This is a genomic window from Streptomyces triticagri, assembly GCF_003429565.1.
Classification (GTDB): domain Bacteria; phylum Actinomycetota; class Actinomycetes; order Streptomycetales; family Streptomycetaceae; genus Streptomyces; species Streptomyces triticagri.
On record NZ_QUAK01000062.1, the window covers coordinates 1 to 15,800 of the forward strand.

A 15,800-nucleotide genomic window follows, 5' to 3' on the forward strand; every position below is an offset into this window, starting at 1 on the left:
CGCGCCGAGCTCCGGGACCCGTGCCGTGCCCGGCTCCGGCTCGGGGCCGCCGCCGAGCAGGCCGTGCGCCAGGCGCAGCAGCTCGGCGCCGCCGTCCGCCTTGACGCGCGCCTCGAAGGCGTTGCCCCGGACGAGCGCGAACTGGGACTGGCCGAATCCGGAGGGCGCACCGAGCGCCCCGGCCAGGGCCGCCTTGTCCACACCCGCGCCGTCGAGCAGGGCGCGGCGCCGGCACCCCGGATTGGCCGCGAGGGCGGCCAGGGCGCGGGCGTCGAGGGATTTCGGCGGGACCGCAGGGCCCCGAAGCTCAGCGAGCCGCTGCCGGAGCCCCGTCGCCCGCGGCTCCTGCTTCGGCATCGGCGGGGCCGCCTGCGGCCCCGCGCTGTTGGGGAATTCGCTCACCTGCGGAAGTCTGACATCCAGGACTGACAACGCGGGAAGGAGCGGCCGATGTGCCCGCCACGAAACGGGACTTGACCCGCGCCGCGACCCCGGTCCTGACCCGCTCGGCGAGCCGCATCACACGCGGCGCGAGCAGCAGACCGGCCGCCATCACGGCACCTCCCGCCGCGGCGTCGAGGAAGTAGTGGTTGGCCGTGCCCATCACCACGACCGTCGTGATCAGCGGGTAGGCGACCGCGAGCACCCGGGCCGCCCGCGACCGTCCGTGCTTCCACAGCATCACCCCGCACCACAGGGCCCAGCCCACGTGCAGGCTCGGCATCGCCGCGTACTGGTTCGTCATCCCGCCGAGCCCGCGCGGCGCACTCGCCTCGGCGCCCCACCAGCCGTACGAGCTGTACTGCGCCATCGTGTCGACGAAACCGTGCCCGGCCTCGAGCAGCCGCGGCGGACAGGTCGGCAGCAGCGTGAACCCGACGAGACCGATCAGCGTGGACACCATCAGCCAGGTGCGGGCGATCCGGTAGTGCGCCGGCCTGCGCCGGAATAGCCAGATCAGGATCGCGGGCGTGACCAGATAGTGCAGCGACGCGTACGCGAAGTCGGCGGGTATGCCCAGCCAGGCGTGCTCGGTGAAGAGGCGGTTCAGTGGGTGCTCGGCGTTGAGATACAGCGCCTTCTCGATCCGCAGGATCGCCAGACCGTGATCGACTGCCGTCGACACGTCACCACGCGCGAGGAGCCGGCCCGCCGAATAGGCGGCATACACCAGGACGATCAGAGGCAGTTCCGTCCACCAGCGCGGACGCCCGCCCGCAGGCTCGGTGCCTATGCCGTCCGGGGCCGCGGCCGCCTGCGGCGCATCGGTCTGCGGCGCTCCCATACGTATTCGCTCGCTCTCCCTCATCGCTTCTGGCCGCATGGCCAGCGAACCACCATACGGTGTAGGTCGGCAGGGCGGACGGTGACCTCCGCCGCTGCCGTGGTGCGTGGTACGGACGCACCGTGGTGCGTGGTACTAGACGCAAGTGCCGCGCTGCGGGTTGCCGCCCGCGGGCACCTCCTGAGGACCTGGACGCGGGTGGGCGATGATGGTCCGGGACGGGGCTGACCCGTCCCGCGACCCGCCGCTCCACACTCGTCGAGCGGCATACGGCAGCCCGCCGGGCCGCCGCGGAACACGCACGGAAGAGTCACCATGGCACCCCGCATCCTGCTGGTCCGGCACGGACAGACCGCCTGGTCACTGGCCGGGAAGCACACCGGCCGCACCGACATCCCGCTGCTCGACCAGGGGCGGCACGGCGCGGCACTGGTCGGCGGGCGGCTGCACCGCCCACCGCTGTCCGGCCTGCCCGAGGCGGAGATCCTCACCAGCCCGCTCGCACGCGCGCGTGACACCTGCGACATCGCCGGCTTCGGCGATCGCGCCAAGCCGTACGACGCCCTCCTCGAGTGGGACTACGGCGACTACGAGGGGCTCACCCCCGCCGAGATCCAGGACCGGCAGCCGGGCTGGCTCCTGTGGCGCGACGGCGTCCCCGGCGGCGAGACCCTTGCCGACGTCACCGCCCGCGCCGACGCCGTGGTCGACCGCGCCCGCAGCGCCGACCGCGATCTGCTGGTCTTCGCCCACGGCCACCTGCTGCGTGCGCTCGGTGCCCGCTGGCTCGGCCTGCCGCTCGACTTCGGCGCCCGCATCCGCCTCGACCCGACGTCCCTGTCGGTACTCGGCTGGGCCTACGGGGATCCGGCCATCGAGTCCTGGAACGACACCGGGCATCTCACGGACACCTGACGCCGCACGGTCGCCGTCCCCCACGCGCGCGTGGGGGACGCGGGCCGGCATCACGAAAAGGGGCCTCCACGCGCGCGTGGGGCCCCTCTCGCTGATCCGTGCAGGCGCAGACCCTCAGCCGGCCACCGCCGCATGCCGTTCCAGGAAGTCCGACACCCCCGCCCCGCCCCCATGGCGCCGCAACAGCCGCGCCGTGCCCGCCAGTATCGAGTGGATCCGCGCCGACCCGACCTCACCCAGCACATCGAGGACCCGGCCCCCGGCCGCCGCCGCCTCGTCCACCGCTCCCGCACGCGCCAGATCGTCCGCCTCCTCCGCCGTGTACAGCGCGATGTTCCGGGTGAAATGCGGATCCTGCAGACCCACCGCCCGCTCCGCCTGCCGGGCCGCCCGCGGCCAGTCCCCGAGCGCCGACCAGCACTGCGCCTCGAGACCCGCCAACTCCGCCTCGCCGTAGAAGCTCATCCACTCCGGATCGGCGTCCGAAGCACCGGCCTCGAACAGGCCCTGCGCCCGCGACAGCGACTGCCCGCACCCCGCCCGGTCCCCGAGCCCCGCCCAGCCGCCCGCCTCCCGCAGCGCCAGCAACGACTGCAGTCTGCTCGACCCCGACGCCCGCGCCGAACGCTGCGCCGCCTGCGCCGCCCGTACCGCCTCCCGGGGCCGTCCCGCGTCCCGCGCCAGGAACGACATGTTGCACAACGCGTGAGTCTCGAGGGCCCCGTCACCCGACATCCGCGCCGTCGCAAGAGCCTCCGCGTAGTGCGCCCGCGCCGCCTCGAGACGCCCCGAGTCGTGCGCCAGCCAGCCCACCGAGATCGCCAACTCGCCGGCCCCCGCATGCAGTCGCTCGGAAACCGACTGCCGTGACGCCTCCGAGTCGAGCAGCGCATGCGCCGTACGCAACGGCCCCAACGCCCGCCGGTACAGGCCGTCCGCGCCGTGCCGGTCGTCGAGCAGCCGGATCCGGCGTACCGCGTCCTCCAGGGCCAGCGCCTCCGCCGTACCCACTCTGCGCGGCACCCGCGCCTCGGCGGCCTCCGCGGTGCGGCCGACCGAGGCCGCCACGGCCGCGCCGCCGACTGTCATGAATGCGCGACGCAGCACGTCGCTCACCTCGTCGCTCTGTGTACTCGGGTTTCTCGGGGACCACTGGGACACCACGCGCCTGGGGGCGTGCTGCCCGAACGCGTGCGCCGGCGGCTCGGCCGGCACTTCACGGGCCGCCCGGCCGCGCACCGACGCACGGGACGCGAACCCCAGATCGGACAGCGTCCGGCCGGGGAACATGTGCAGAAACACCCGCTCGTAGGCGTAGTTGGGACAGCGGATCTCGCCCGCCTCCACCCGGCCGATGTAGCGCGCGTCGCACGACACCCGCTCGCCGATCTGCTGCCCGGCCCGGCGCACGAGCGAGGCGAACTCGCCCGGCGACAGCGAACCGCGCAATCGCCGGAAGGCGACGTTCGGCCGGGGGGAGCGCGTTGACGATGTCACCGTTGACGACGTCATGGCCTTGCCCTCTCGTACGGGTCGTGCTCGTGCGGGTCGTGACCGTGCTGACCGTGCGTGCGCGGACCTGCCGCCCGGGCGGATCGTGTGCGTCCGGCGGAACCGGACCCCGTCCCGCACGGGGCGGGCGGCGACCCGACCGGGCGGCGCCGCGACCCCGCAGCGCCGGCGCCCGCCACCCGGACGGCCTTCGCGCCGCCCTTGTCCCAGCGGGGCTCGAAGGTACCTGCTGTGACGGCACCAGTACGCAGAGTTTGCCTACAAACCGGAAATCTCCTGCGAGATCTGCCATGAAGCGCCATCCGAAACGGGGGTGTTGTGCCGTAGCCGTTGACGCCGCGAGCCGTTGGACCTTACGGCGGGGGCACCGCGAGGCGCCCTCCCGGACGAGGAGCGATCCCTTGTTGGAGGCCGGCATGAAGATCACCCGCGCAGCACTGCCGACCGCACGCGCCCGGCGCCCAGGCACTCGCCCCGCGGCCGACGCCCTCTACGCCCCGCCACACCCCGATCCCGCACCGGCCCCCGCAGCACCCCAGTGGGACCTCGTCACCGTGCCCGCACGGCAAGGCCTCGAGGCCGTCGACATCCTGCGCCGCGACGACGCCACCGCCCTCGGCCCCGTCCTGCACGACCGCAGCTGCGACACCCTCGGCTTCCTCGTACCCCCCGGCACCGCCGAACGCTGGGAGCTGCCCGGCAGCGCCTGCACCCAGACCTGCGCCCGCCCCGCACACACCCGCACCGACCCCCCGGTCACCGGCACCGGCTGGCTCCTCGCGCCCGCCGACAGCGCCCCGGCCACCGACCCCGGACAACTGCGCCGGGCCCTCACCGAGGCCACCCGCATCATCGAGACCGGCGGACCCGTCTGCGGCTGACCCGTACACAGGGCCCCGCGGGCCCGCAGGGTGCCCCCGCGGCACAGCACCGATAATGGCCGGGTGAGCAGGAGAAGACGCACCGCCGACGCCATCGTCGAAACCGTCGACGGCGGACTCGCCGAACTCATCCCCGACCCGGAACGCACGCGCGCGTGGACCCTGCTCCTGGACGGCGCACCCCAGTCACACGTCGACCTCGACGACCCGGCCCATCTCGACTTCGCGTACCAGCGCAGGATCGGCCACATCGTCGACCTCGCCGCCCCCACCGGCAAACCCCTGCGCGCCGTGCACCTCGGCGGCGGAGCCCTCACCCTCGCCCGCTACATCGCCGGCACCCGCCCCCGCTCCACCCAGCAGGTCGTCGAACGCGACACCGCCCTCGTCCGACTCGTCCGCAGAGAACTCCCGCTCGCCGCCCACGCGCGCGTGAAGATCCGCTCCACCGACGCCCGCGACGGCCTCGGCAGAATCCCGGACGGCTGGGCCGACCTCCTCATAGCCGACGTCTTCAGCGGCGCCCGCACCCCCGCCCACCTCACCACCACCGAATTCCTCGACGAAGTCCACCGCGTCCTCGCCCCCGGCGGCACCTACGTCGCCAACCTCGCCGACGGCCCCCCGCTCGGCTACCTCCGCGGCCAGATCGCCACCGCCGCCCACCGGTTCACCGAACTCGCCCTCGCCGCCGACCCGGCCGTACTACGCGGAAAACGTTTCGGCAACGCCGTCCTCGTCGCCTCCGACCAACCACTGCCGCTGACCGAAATGACCCGGCGTATCGCCTCCGACCCCCACCCCGGCCGAGTGGAACACGGCCGCGGACTCCTCGACTTCACCGGCGGCGCCACCGCCGTCCACGACGCGAGCGCCACCGCATCACCGGCCCCACCCGCCGGCGCCTTCCGACGCTGAGCCCGCCCACGCCCGAGCCGCCGCCCACGCCCGAGCCGCCCGTCCAGGGGCGGCCGCACGACTCACCGTTCGTCGATCTCCACCAACGGCGCATGCGCGTGCCACGTACAGAACACCGAGATCTCCCGGCCCTCCCGAGTGAACGTCACCCGGATCCAGGACTCCTGCTTCCAGACCTGCATCTCCCACCCCGCATTCGGCGTCGCCGACACCAACTCCGCCGACGCCGCCCGCATGTCGAACACCACCCGGCCACCATCCACCGAGTAGCCCTTCACCCGGCCACTCGACGCCGGACCCGACCCACCACCGCTCGGCGAGGCGGACGGCGACTTCGACGGCGAACGGCCGGCCGAATCACCCTTGCCCCCACCACCCGCACCGGACTTCCCGCCCCCCGGCGACTTGCTCGGCTCACCGCCCTCCGGCGAAGCACTCGGCCGCCGCGTCGACGACACCTGCGGACTCGCCGCACCCGACCCGTCCGACGCCGCCCCCGCGATCGGCACCGCCCGCGGAGGGTCGTACACCGTGCCCGACATCACCGTGTGCACACCCCACCACGACAGCGTGACCGCCGCGCCCGTGGCGAGCGTCCACGCCAATGTGTGCACCAGTCCTCGTTGCATCGCCGGTCATACTGCACCATCCGGCCGCGCCCTGTCCTCCACAGCGCCCCGTCCCCCGAATGGCGTACGGTGCCGCCCATGGCAAGTGTGCTCGTCGTGGAAGACGACCAGTTCGTGCGCTCCGCCCTCATCCGGCACCTGACCGACGCCTCCCACACCGTACGGAGCGTCGGCACCGCCCTCGAGGCGCTGCGCGAGGTCGCCCATTTCCGGTTCGACGTCGTGATCCTCGATCTCGGGCTGCCCGACCTCGACGGATCGGAAGCCCTCAAGATGCTCCGCGGCATCACCGACGTCCCCGTCATCATCGCCACCGCACGCGACGACGAAGCCGAGATCGTCCGCCTCCTCAACGACGGCGCCGACGACTACCTCACCAAACCCTTCTCCGTCGAGCACCTCTCCGCCCGCATGACCGCCGTCCTGCGCCGCTCCGGCACCGGCAGCACCACCGATGCACCCGTCACCCGCGTCATCGAGGTCGGCGGCCTCTCCATCGACCCGCTGCGCCGCCAAGCCACCCTCGACAACACCCCGCTCGACCTCACCCGCCGCGAATTCGACCTGCTCGCCTTCCTCGCCGGCCGCCCCGGAGTCGTCGTACCCCGCAAGGAACTCCTCGCCGAGGTCTGGCAGCAGTCCTACGGCGACGACCAGACCATCGACGTCCACCTCTCCTGGCTCCGCCGCAAACTCGGCGAAACCGCCGCACAACCCCGCTATCTGCACACCCTCCGCGGCGTCGGCGTCAAACTGGAACCGCCGCAATGAGATGGGCGCTCGTCAAGGTCTGCCTCGCCGTCACCACCATGGTCGTCGTCGCCTTCGCCATCCCCCTCGGACTCGTCATCCGTGAAATGGCCTCCGACCGAGCCTTCTCCAACGCCGAACGCCAAGCCGCCGCTCTCGGCCCCACCCTCTCCATCACCACCGACCGCACCCAGCTCACCCGCGCCGTCATGTCCACCCAAGCCGGCTCCGACGGACAACTCGCCGTCCACGTCCCCGCCGTCGGCGACGAAGCCGCCATCGAGATCGGCCGCCGAAGAGCCACCCTCGAAGACCTCGACACCACCCGCAAACTCGGCCGCGCCTCCACCACCGAAGCACCCGGCGGCTCCGCACTCCTGCAACCCACCGCCCTCAGCAGCGGCGAGATCGCCATCGTCGAAGTCTTCGTACCCGAAGGCGAAGTCAGCAACGGCGTCACCACCGCCTGGCTTGTCCTCGCCGGCGTCGGCGTCGCCCTCATCATCGGCTCCGTCGCCGTCGCCGACCGCCTCGGCATACGACTCGTCCAACCCGCCAAAGAACTCGTCGCCGCCGCCCACGCACTCGGCGACGGCAAACTCGGCGCCCGCGTACCCGAAGACGGCCCCACCGAACTCAAACAAGCCGCCACCGCCTTCAACGCCATGGCCGACCAGGTCGTCCAACTCCTCGCCAACGAACGCGAACTCGCCGCCGACCTCTCCCACCGGCTCCGCACCCCCCTCACCGTCCTGCGCCTCAACGCCGCCTCCCTCGGCGACACCCCCGCAGCCGACCAGACCCGCGCAGCCGTCGAACAGCTCGAGCACGAAGTCGACACCATCATCCGCACCGCCCGCGACGCCAAACCCCAGACCGCACCCGCAGGACCCGCCGCCGGCTGCGACGCCGCCGAAGTCATCCGCGACCGCATGGCCTTCTGGTCCGCACTCGCCGAGGACGAGGCCCGCACCGTACGCGTCGCCGGAGTCGACACCCCCGCACGCATCCCCGTCGCCCGCGCCGACCTCGTCGCCGCCCTCGACGCACTCCTCGGCAACGTCTTCCGCCACACCCCCGAAGGCACCGCACTCGCCGTCGACGTCCACCACGGCGAAGGCGCCGTCATCCTCCTCGTCTCCGACGCCGGACCCGGCATCCAGGACACCGAATCCGCCCTCGCCCGCGGCCGCAGCAACGGCACCGCCGGCTCCACCGGACTCGGCCTCGACATCGTCCGCCGCCTCGCCGAAACCACNCCGGACTCGGCCTCGACATCGTCCGCCGCCTCGCCGAAACCACCGGCGGCGACGTCACCATCGGACGCTCCATGCTCGGCGGCACCGAAATCCGCGTCTGGATCCAACTCGACCAGCGCACCCCCGCCACCGCCCGCCGCGGCCACCGCGGAACCGTACGCCGCCGCCGGCGCCCCACCGCAGGCCGCCGCTCTTAACCGCCTCCGAACGCTTCCTTAAGCGACCCCTAAACTCCCCAACTCCCGTCCACAACAAGCTGATTGTCCGATTCCACATCGCTAACGTGCTGCCGCACCCACCCCCACACCACCAAGGCGGCACACATGAGCAACACCCACCGGCGCCGGATCAGCGGCAAGACCAAGGCGGCAGGCGCAGCCCTCGCCGCCGCAGCCATAGGCGCCGCCGCCCTCACGCTCACCAGCACCGCCCAGGCCACCAAGGACGAACCCACCGCCAAAGCCGCAGCCAAGCCCACCGCCGAGGCCGGCGGCTTCGCCCCCTTCGTCGACACCTCACTCGAACCGGCCTACGACCTCCTCGCCACCGCCGAAGCCACCGGCGTCAAGGAGTACAACCTCGCCTTCATCACCTCCGGCGGCAGCTGCGCACCCCTGTGGGGCGGCAGCACCGAACTCGACAACAACCCCGTCGCCGACCAGATCGGCGATCTGCGCGCCCAGGGCGGCGACGTACGCGTCTCCTTCGGCGGCGCGGCCGGCTCCGAACTCGCCCTCAACTGCAGCAGCGCCGACGAACTCGCCGAGGCCTACGGCAAGGTCGTCGACGCCTACGACCTCACCAAGGTCGACTTCGACATCGAGGGCGCCGCACTCCCGGACACCGAGGCCAACACCCGCCGCGCCCAGGCCATCGCCCAACTCCAGCAGGACCACCCCGACCTCGACGTCTCCTTCACCCTGCCCGTGATGCCCGAAGGCCTCACCCAGCCCGGCGTCGACCTGCTCGCCGACGCCAAGGACAACGGCGTCACCATCAACGCCGTCAACATCATGGCCATGGACTACGGCCCCGCCTACAGCGACGACATGGGCGACTACGCCATCCAGGCAGCCACCGCCACCCAGGGCCAACTCAAGGACGCCCTCGGCCTCGACGACACCGAAGCCTGGGCCACCGTCGCCATCACCCCCATGATCGGCGTCAACGACGTCACCACCGAGATCTTCCAGCTCGACGACGCACCCCAACTCGTCGAATTCGCCCAGGACAAGGGCATCGGCTGGCTCTCCATGTGGTCCTCGACCCGCGACAAGGCCTGCGAGGACGGCTCCACCGAGGTCTCGCCCACCTGCAGCTCCATCGAACAGGAACCCCTCGCCTTCACCGAGGCCTTCGCCGCCTACAAGTAACCCCGCCCCACCCCCGAAAAGCGAATCCCTTCCCCCCACACAGCGTGCCCCGGCCGGACTTCCCCCCACTCCGACCGGGGCACGCGCCTGCGCCTGCGGCCCGCCGTCAGTCCTCCACATCCGGCAGCCGGCCCGATGCCGCCGCCTTCGCGTACCAGTACGCACTCGACTTCGGCACCCGGCGCTGCGTCTCGTAGTCGACGTACACCGCACCGAACCGCTTGCTGTAGCCGTACGCCCACTCGAAGTTGTCGAGCAGCGACCACAGGAAGTACCCGCGCACGTCCGCGCCCGCCTCCAACGCCTTGTGCACCGCCCGCAGATGCGCATCCAGATACCGGATCCGGTCAGGATCATGGACCTGACCTGCAGCATTCGGCTTGTCGTCGAAAGCCGCCCCATTCTCCGTGACAAAAAGTGGAACCCCCGGAGCCTCCGCGGTGTATCTCAGGAGAAGGTCGGTCAGTCCGGACGGATCCACCGGCCAGTCCATCGCGGTGAGTTCGCCCGGCGCCCGATGGAAGGCCACCGAATCAGCTGCGGGCCAAGGGGAGTGATCAGCGGAGTTGTGCCCGTCGTGGCGGGGAGCGGACGGGTCGGCACCACCGGACACCACCGCCGGTGCGTAGTAGTTGATACCCAGGAAATCGAGGGGGTGATGAATGACAGCAAGGTCCTCGGACCGCACGAAGGACCAATCAGTGACCGACGCCGTATCGGTGAGCAGATCCCCGGGGTACGCACCCTTGAGCAGCGGACCGGAGAACACCCGGTTCGCAAGGGCATCGATACGACGCTGAGCGTCACGGTCCGCCGCTGAATCGGTCAAGGGCCGCACCGCACTCGGATTCAGGCTGATGCCGAGCCGCGCCCGCGCCGGCAACACCGAACGCAGGGCCTGGGCGCCCAGGCCGTGCGCGAGGTTGAGATGGTGCGCCGCGCGCAGGGCGGCAGCGGGGTCGGTCCGGCCCGGGGCGTGCACCCCTGAGCCGTAACCGAGGAACGCACTGCACCACGGCTCGTTCAGCGTCGTCCACATCCGGACACGGTCGCCCAGCGCCTCGCCGACGATTCGGGCGTAGTCGGCGAAGCGGTGAGCGGTGTCGCGCTCCGGCCAGCCCCCGCCCGCGCTGTCACCACTGGGGAAGGACGTCTCCAACTCCTGCGGCAGGTCCCAGTGGTACAGGGTGAGCATCGGTTCTATGCCGTTCTCCAGGAGCTCGTCGACGAGCTCCCGGTAGAAGTCGAGACCGCGCTGCACGGCCGGACCGCGGCCGGTGGGCTGGACACGTGGCCAGGACACCGAGAAGCGGTAGGTCCGCAGTCCGAGATCGGCCATCAGCCGGACGTCCTCGCGCCAGCGGTGGTAGTGGTCGCAGGCCACATCGCCGGTGTCCCCGCCGAGGACCTTCCCCGGCGTACGGCTGAAGGTGTCCCAGATGGACGGTGTGCGGCCGTCCTCCTGGGCAGCGCCCTCGATCTGGTAGGCGGCGGTTGCGGCACCCCAGAGAAACTCCGGGGGGAAGCTCAACTTCGCATCGGACACGGGAGCGCTCCCAAGGTCGGTGTGGGCAGTCGTACGGGAAGGGGGGGGGATGAGCCGGGGTCAGGTCGTGCGAGGTGGAGGGGCGGGTGGGGAGGGGGAGGGCCCCCACCCCAACCGTCACCCCTTGACCGCCCCCTGCATGATCCCGCCCACAATCTGCTTCCCGAACACAAGAAAGGCGATGAGCAGCGGCAGCGTTCCCAGCAGAGCCCCCGCCATGATCACCGATTGGTCCGGGTCGAATCCCTGGGCCAGACCGGTGAGGGCGACCTGTACGGTCGGATTGCCGGACGAGGTCAGGGCGATGATCGGCCAGAAGAAGTCGTTCCAAGCCTGGACGAAGGTGAGCATGCCGAGCACGGCCATAGCGGGCCGGGCGGCCGGGAAGACGATGTGCCAGACGATGCGGATGCTGCTGGCGCCGTCGACGCGCGCCGCCTCGATCAGTTCGGTCGGGAGGGCCTGCAGCAGGTACTGCCGCATGAAGAACACACCGAAGGCGGTGACCAGGGTCGGCAGGATCACGGCCTGGAGCTGATCGGTCCAGTGCAGTTCCGCAATGAGCATGTACAGAGGTACGACGCTCAGCTGCGGGGGAACCATCATCGTTCCGATGACGAGCAGCAGGAGGAGGTTCTTGAAACGAAAGCGCAGTTTGGCGAAGGCGAAGCCCGCCAGGGTGGAGAAGAGCACTGTGCCGATGGAGACGGTGCCGGCCACGACCAGTGTGTTCAGTAGGGCTGTCCCCATGTTCGCTTCGTGCCAGGCGAACTCGAGGTTCTTGAAGAGATTGCCGCCGAACCAGAGGGGTGGCGGCGTCTCTGCGAGCCGGGAGTTGCTCCGGGAGGCGGCGATCGCCGTCCACACCAGAGGGAAGAGGGACATCACCGTCACCAGGACAAGGGCGACGTAGGTCCATTTGCCGCCGTGGAGTTGGCGTCCGGCTCGCGGTCCGCGTACGAGGCGCCTGGCCCCGCGTGCGGTCTTGAGGTCCGGTGTTTTCGGCTCGGTGTCCGTGAGCGTGGTCACGAGTCCCCCTCGCTCTTGCGCAGCCGCCGTGCGATCAGCCAGTTGACGGCACCGATCAGCAGCAGGATCAGGAACATGGCCCAGGCGATGGCGGAGGCCCGGCCGAGGTGCAGGTTCACCCAGCCCTGTTCGTACAGGTAGAGGCCGAGGGTCTGGTATTGGTGGTTCGCTCCGCCGGTGGCGCCGCTGCCGCTGAACAGCAGTGGTTCTCCGAAGAGTTGGACGGCGCCGATCGTCGAGACGACACAGGTGAAGAGGATCGTGGGTCGCAACTGGGGGAGCGTGACATGGATGAACTGCCGCCACCGTGAAGCGCCGTCGAGTGCCGCCGATTCGTAGAGGTCGTGCGAGATGGACTGCATGGCGGCCAGGTAGATGAGGGCGTTGTAGCCGGTCCAGCGCCAGATGACGATGCTGGACACGGCGATCTGGGAGGTCCAGTCGCCGGTCTGCCAGTCGATGTTGTCGATGCCGATGAGGCCGAGGCCCCAGTTGATCATCCCGTAGTCGCGTCCGAAGAGGAGCGCGAAGACGAGGGTCGCGGCGGCCACGGAGGTGGCGTACGGGGTGAGGGCGGCGACGCGGTAGAACATGGAGCCGCGCAGCCGGTAGTTGAGGAGATGGGCGATGCCGAGCGCCATGAGGAGCTGCGGCACGGTGGAGATGATCCCGATGGTGAAGGTGTTCTTCAGCGCGTTCCAGAAGAATTCGTCGCTGAGGAGTCGGGAGTAGTTGTGCAGTCCGGCCCATTCCATGTCGGTGGGCGCGGTGAGCTCCACGCGGTGGAGCGAGGCCCAGCCGGTGTAGAGCAGGGGGAAGAGTCCGAACGCCGCGAAGAAGAGGAAGAAGGGCGCGATGTAGGCGTACGGGCTCCATTTGACGTCGAGGCGGTAGCGCCGGCTGCGTCGTTCGCGGCGGCGGGCGTCGCTCTTGGGCGGCGTGTCCTCGGGGCGCGGGGCCGCGCCCTCCCCGGTCGGGGAGGGCGCGGCGGTGCGGGATTCGCTTGCCATACGGGTCACTTGTCCAGCGCGTTGTCGATCGCCTTGGTGGCGGCCTTCCAGGCTTCCTCGGAGGAGGTGCCCTTCTGGTCGACCTGGAGCATGCCGACGTCGCCGAGGTTCTGGGCGATGATCAGGTCCTTGGGGCCGAGGATCTGGACGGGTGCTCCTTCGGCGGCCTTGGCGAAGATCTTCCCGATGGGGGCGTCGCTGAAGTACGGGTGCTTGGCGTCGGCGACCTGGGGCAGGTCGTAGGCGGCGGAGGCGCTGGGGAAGCTGCCCTGCTTGTCGAAGAGCTTGGCCTGCTGTTCGGGTGCGGTCAGCCAGGCGGCGAGCTTGGCTGCCTCTTCGGTGTTCTTGCCGGCCTTGGGCACGGTGATGAACGAGCCGCCCCAGTTGCTGGGCATGGGGGCCTGGGCGACGTCCCACTGGTCCTCGCCCTTCTCACCGGCCTTGCCCTTGATGTAGCCGAGCATCCAGGCGGGGCAGGAGACGGTGGCGAAGGTGCCGTTGGCGTAGGCCTGGTCCCAAGTCTTCTGGAACTGCTGGAGTTTGGCCGTCAGTCCTTCTTCGGCGAAGTCGACGCCGAGGTCCCAGGCTTCCTTGACGCGTGGGTTCGACTTGTAAATGATCTCGCCGCTCTTGTCGTAGTAGCGGTCTTCGTAGCTGCCGGTGACGGCGGCCATGACGCCGCCCGCGGAGTCGACGAACGCGGTGTTCTTGGGGGCGTTCTTCTTGTACTTCTTTCCGGCTTCGAGGTACTTGTTCCAGTCGCCGGCCCAGAGTTCGCTGACCTTGTCGCGGTCGGTGGGCAGCCCGGCCTTCTTGAAGAGGTCCTTGCGGTAACAGATGCCCTGGGGGCCGATGTCGGTGCCGAGTCCGACGGTCTTGCCGTCCTTGGTGGTGCCCTGCTGCCACTTCCAGTCGAGGTACTTGTTCTTGTCGACGCCGGGGGTCTTGCTGAGGTCGACGAGTTTGTCGGACTGGGTTTCGACGATCTCGGCGATGTTGTTGACCTCGACGGCCTGGATGTCGGCGAGGCCGCTGCCGGCGCCGAGGCGGGTGAGGAGCCTCGGGTAGTAGTTCTCGTTGCGCTCGATGGAGGTCTGCTCGATGACGATGTCGGGGTTCTTCTTCATGTATTCGTCGTAGAGCCCGGCCTCTTTGAGGCCGAAGACGCCGAACACTCCGACCTTGATGGTGGTCTTGCCGTCCTTGGAGCCCGAGCCGGCCCTTCCGCCGTCGTCCGAGTCCTCGGCACAGCCGGCCAGCAGTCCGGCGCCGAGGGCGGCGACGGCGGCGACGGCCACCAGTCTGCGGCTCCTGCGGCGGGGGGACGAGGCCCTTCTGTTCGGCACGGTGATGCGCATTGCGTCCTCCTTGTGCCCTGTCCTGTGCCGCCTTGGGGCACCGTTGCGGCACGGTGCAGGACCCGGGTTGCGGCTCGGGCGGGAACGTGCGGGTTGTGTATGACTCCAGTACTGTGGGAGCGCTCCCATGTGTGATGTCTTGAAGGGTCGCGGTTCGGTTCGGGGGTGTCAAGGGACCGGACAGCCGGAGTCCCTTCGGTTATAGGGCTGTTAGTTTGCCGCCGGTGCCGGGAATCCGGCGCACTGTGTTGGGAGGAAGGCATGACCACGCGTCAACCGCGTACATGGAGCGGGCGTCGCCCCACGCTGGAGGAGGTGGCCGCGCATGCCGGGGTCGGCCGGGGGACGGTGTCGCGGGTCATCAATGGCTCTCCACGGGTGAGTGAGCGCACCCGGGCCGCGGTGGAGGCGGCGATCGCGGAGCTGGGCTATGTGCCGAACAACGCGGCGCGGGCGTTGGCCGGCAATCGTACGGACGCGATCGCCCTTGTGGTGCCCGAGCCGGAACGCCGTTTCTTCGCCGAGCCGTATTTCTCCGACATCGTGCACGGGGTGGGAATCGCCCTGGCGGAGACGGAGTTCCAGCTGTTGCTGACCTTTGCGGGCAGTGATCGGGAGCGCCAGCGGCTGGCCCAGTACCTGGCGGCGCAGCGGGTGGACGGGGTGCTGCTCGTCTCGGTGCATGCGGACGATCCGCTGCCGGATCTGCTCGAGCAGTCGGGGATGCCGGCGGTGATCAGTGGTCGCCGCTCTGCGGAGGAGACGCTGACCTCCGTCGATTCGGACAACTTCGGGGGCGCGAGGGATGCGGTGGCGCATCTGGTGGCCCGTGGCCGCCGCTCGATCGCCACGATCACGGGGCGGCTCGATGTGTACGGGGCGCAGCGCCGTCTGGACGGCTACCGGGCGGCGCTGGTGGAGGCGGGTCGTGAAGTGGACGAGGAGCTGGTGTGCCCCGCGGACTTCACGGAGGAGGGCGGCCGGCAGGCGACTGCGGAGCTGCTCGAGCGGCGCCCTGATGTGGACGCGGTGTTCGCCGGCTCGGATGTGATGGCGTCGGGTGCGCGCCAGGTCCTGCGGTCGGCCGGCCGGCGAATACCGCAGGATGTGGCGTTGGTCGGCTTCGACGATTCGGCGATCGCGCGGCACATGGATCCGCCGATGACGAGTGTGCGGCAGCCGATCGAGGAGATGGGGCGGGAGATGACGCGGCTGCTGATCGAGGAGATCGCGGCGCCCGGGCGTCGGCGCGCCGGTGCGGCCGGCCGTCGGGGCAGGGAGCAGCTGGTGCTGCCGAACGCTCTGGTGGTGCGGGAATCGTCCTGAGCGCGAATC

Annotated in this window: 14 protein-coding genes and 2 pseudogenes; 8 read left to right on the forward strand and 8 right to left on the reverse strand. The window is 70.4% G+C overall.

Translation table 11 applies throughout. The features are described from left to right. Together DY218_RS10850 and DY218_RS10855 are read right to left on the reverse strand one after the other, a co-directional pair. Nucleotides 1–357: pseudogene (locus tag DY218_RS10850) on the reverse strand (hypothetical protein); the annotation flags it as partial. Then, on the reverse strand, nt 308–1,285 hold the full coding sequence (locus DY218_RS10855; RefSeq protein WP_128555742.1) for a phosphatase PAP2 family protein: 978 nt from the start codon (nt 1,283–1,285) through the stop codon (nt 308–310). The gene DY218_RS10855 and the pseudogene DY218_RS10850, both read right to left, overlap by 50 nt. Before the next feature lie 315 nt (nt 1,286–1,600). On the opposite strand from DY218_RS10855, the gene DY218_RS10860 reads away from it, so the two are divergent. Then, the gene (locus DY218_RS10860) at nt 1,601–2,200 is read left to right on the forward strand and encodes a histidine phosphatase family protein (protein WP_128555743.1); all 600 of its coding nucleotides are present in this window, start codon (nt 1,601–1,603) and stop codon (nt 2,198–2,200) included. Nucleotides 2,201–2,314: 114 nt separating this feature from the next. Here the strand turns inward: DY218_RS10860 and DY218_RS10865 are convergent, their stop codons facing one another. Beyond that, nucleotides 2,315–3,712, reverse strand: coding sequence for a hypothetical protein (locus tag DY218_RS10865; protein ID WP_128555744.1), 1,398 nt, complete (start codon nt 3,710–3,712; stop codon nt 2,315–2,317). 416 nt (nt 3,713–4,128) lie between these two features. Between DY218_RS10865 and DY218_RS10870 the strand changes: the two genes are divergently transcribed. Together DY218_RS10870 and DY218_RS10875 are read left to right on the forward strand one after the other, a co-directional pair. Beyond that, a complete protein-coding gene (locus DY218_RS10870) occupies nt 4,129–4,593 on the forward strand; it encodes a hypothetical protein (RefSeq protein ID WP_233521492.1) in 465 nt (154 codons plus the stop codon). Nucleotides 4,594–4,656: 63 nt separating this feature from the next. Continuing rightward, nucleotides 4,657–5,511: a spermidine synthase gene (locus DY218_RS10875; RefSeq protein ID WP_233521493.1), complete on the forward strand. Its 855-nt coding sequence runs from the start codon at nt 4,657–4,659 to the stop codon at nt 5,509–5,511. A gap of 62 nt (nt 5,512–5,573) precedes the next feature. Here the strand turns inward: DY218_RS10875 and DY218_RS10880 are convergent, their stop codons facing one another. After that, nucleotides 5,574–6,140, reverse strand: coding sequence for a hypothetical protein (locus DY218_RS10880; RefSeq protein WP_128555745.1), 567 nt, complete (start codon nt 6,138–6,140; stop codon nt 5,574–5,576). A gap of 78 nt (nt 6,141–6,218) precedes the next feature. Here DY218_RS10880 and DY218_RS10885 point away from each other — a divergent pair, with 78 nt between their 5' ends. From DY218_RS10885 to DY218_RS10895, 4 genes and pseudogenes are all read left to right on the forward strand, one after another. Continuing rightward, on the forward strand, nt 6,219–6,911 hold the full coding sequence (locus tag DY218_RS10885) for a response regulator transcription factor (RefSeq protein ID WP_199566694.1): 693 nt from the start codon (nt 6,219–6,221) through the stop codon (nt 6,909–6,911). Beyond that, nucleotides 6,908–8,148 (forward strand): sensor histidine kinase (locus DY218_RS10890; protein ID WP_233521494.1); only part of this gene is annotated, 1,241 nt, incomplete at its 3' end. The genes DY218_RS10885 and DY218_RS10890, both read left to right, overlap by 4 nt. Before the next feature lies 1 nt (nt 8,149). Beyond that, nucleotides 8,150–8,346: pseudogene (locus DY218_RS35020) on the forward strand (ATP-binding protein); the annotation flags it as partial. 126 nt (nt 8,347–8,472) lie between these two features. Beyond that, complete coding sequence (locus tag DY218_RS10895) at nt 8,473–9,522, forward strand: chitinase (protein ID WP_128555747.1); 1,050 nt, start codon at nt 8,473–8,475, stop codon at nt 9,520–9,522. Nucleotides 9,523–9,628: 106 nt separating this feature from the next. On the opposite strand, the gene DY218_RS10900 is transcribed toward DY218_RS10895, so the two are convergent. The 4 genes from DY218_RS10900 to DY218_RS10915 form a co-directional block, all read right to left on the reverse strand. Beyond that, on the reverse strand, nt 9,629–11,068 hold the full coding sequence (locus tag DY218_RS10900; RefSeq protein ID WP_128555748.1) for a GH1 family beta-glucosidase: 1,440 nt from the start codon (nt 11,066–11,068) through the stop codon (nt 9,629–9,631). A 117-nt stretch (nt 11,069–11,185) separates the two neighbouring features. After that, nucleotides 11,186–12,097 (reverse strand): carbohydrate ABC transporter permease, encoded by a 912-nt coding sequence (locus tag DY218_RS10905; RefSeq protein ID WP_128555749.1) that lies wholly within the window; start codon nt 12,095–12,097, stop codon nt 11,186–11,188. After that, nucleotides 12,094–13,107, reverse strand: a complete 1,014-nt coding sequence (locus DY218_RS10910) for a carbohydrate ABC transporter permease (RefSeq protein WP_128555750.1) — start codon at nt 13,105–13,107, stop codon at nt 12,094–12,096. The genes DY218_RS10905 and DY218_RS10910 overlap by 4 nt, the downstream gene beginning before the upstream one ends. Nucleotides 13,108–13,112: 5 nt before the next feature. Then, nucleotides 13,113–14,465, reverse strand: a complete 1,353-nt coding sequence (locus tag DY218_RS10915; RefSeq protein WP_128555751.1) for an ABC transporter substrate-binding protein — start codon at nt 14,463–14,465, stop codon at nt 13,113–13,115. 261 nt (nt 14,466–14,726) lie between these two features. Between DY218_RS10915 and DY218_RS10920 the strand changes: the two genes are divergently transcribed. Beyond that, a complete protein-coding gene (locus DY218_RS10920; RefSeq protein WP_128555752.1) occupies nt 14,727–15,791 on the forward strand; it encodes a LacI family DNA-binding transcriptional regulator in 1,065 nt (354 codons plus the stop codon). The last annotated feature ends 9 nt before the right edge of the window (nt 15,792–15,800 follow it).

Bases quoted from the DNA above. Each gene is read 5' to 3' on its own strand.
- DY218_RS10855 (WP_128555742.1), bottom strand. From the start codon at position 1,285: ATGGGAGCGCCGCAGACCGATGCGCCGCAGGCGGCCGCGGCCCCGGAC.
- DY218_RS10860 (WP_128555743.1), top strand. From the start codon at position 1,601: ATGGCACCCCGCATCCTGCTGGTCCGGCACGGACAGACCGCCTGGTCA.
- DY218_RS10865 (WP_128555744.1), bottom strand. From the start codon at position 3,712: ATGACGTCGTCAACGGTGACATCGTCAACGCGCTCCCCCCGGCCGAAC.
- DY218_RS10870 (WP_233521492.1), top strand. From the start codon at position 4,129: ATGAAGATCACCCGCGCAGCACTGCCGACCGCACGCGCCCGGCGCCCA.
- DY218_RS10880 (WP_128555745.1), bottom strand. From the start codon at position 6,140: ATGCAACGAGGACTGGTGCACACATTGGCGTGGACGCTCGCCACGGGC.
- DY218_RS10885 (WP_199566694.1), top strand. From the start codon at position 6,219: ATGGCAAGTGTGCTCGTCGTGGAAGACGACCAGTTCGTGCGCTCCGCC.
- DY218_RS10895 (WP_128555747.1), top strand. From the start codon at position 8,473: ATGAGCAACACCCACCGGCGCCGGATCAGCGGCAAGACCAAGGCGGCA.
- DY218_RS10910 (WP_128555750.1), bottom strand. From the start codon at position 13,107: ATGGCAAGCGAATCCCGCACCGCCGCGCCCTCCCCGACCGGGGAGGGC.
- DY218_RS10915 (WP_128555751.1), bottom strand. From the start codon at position 14,465: ATGCGCATCACCGTGCCGAACAGAAGGGCCTCGTCCCCCCGCCGCAGG.
- DY218_RS10920 (WP_128555752.1), top strand. From the start codon at position 14,727: ATGACCACGCGTCAACCGCGTACATGGAGCGGGCGTCGCCCCACGCTG.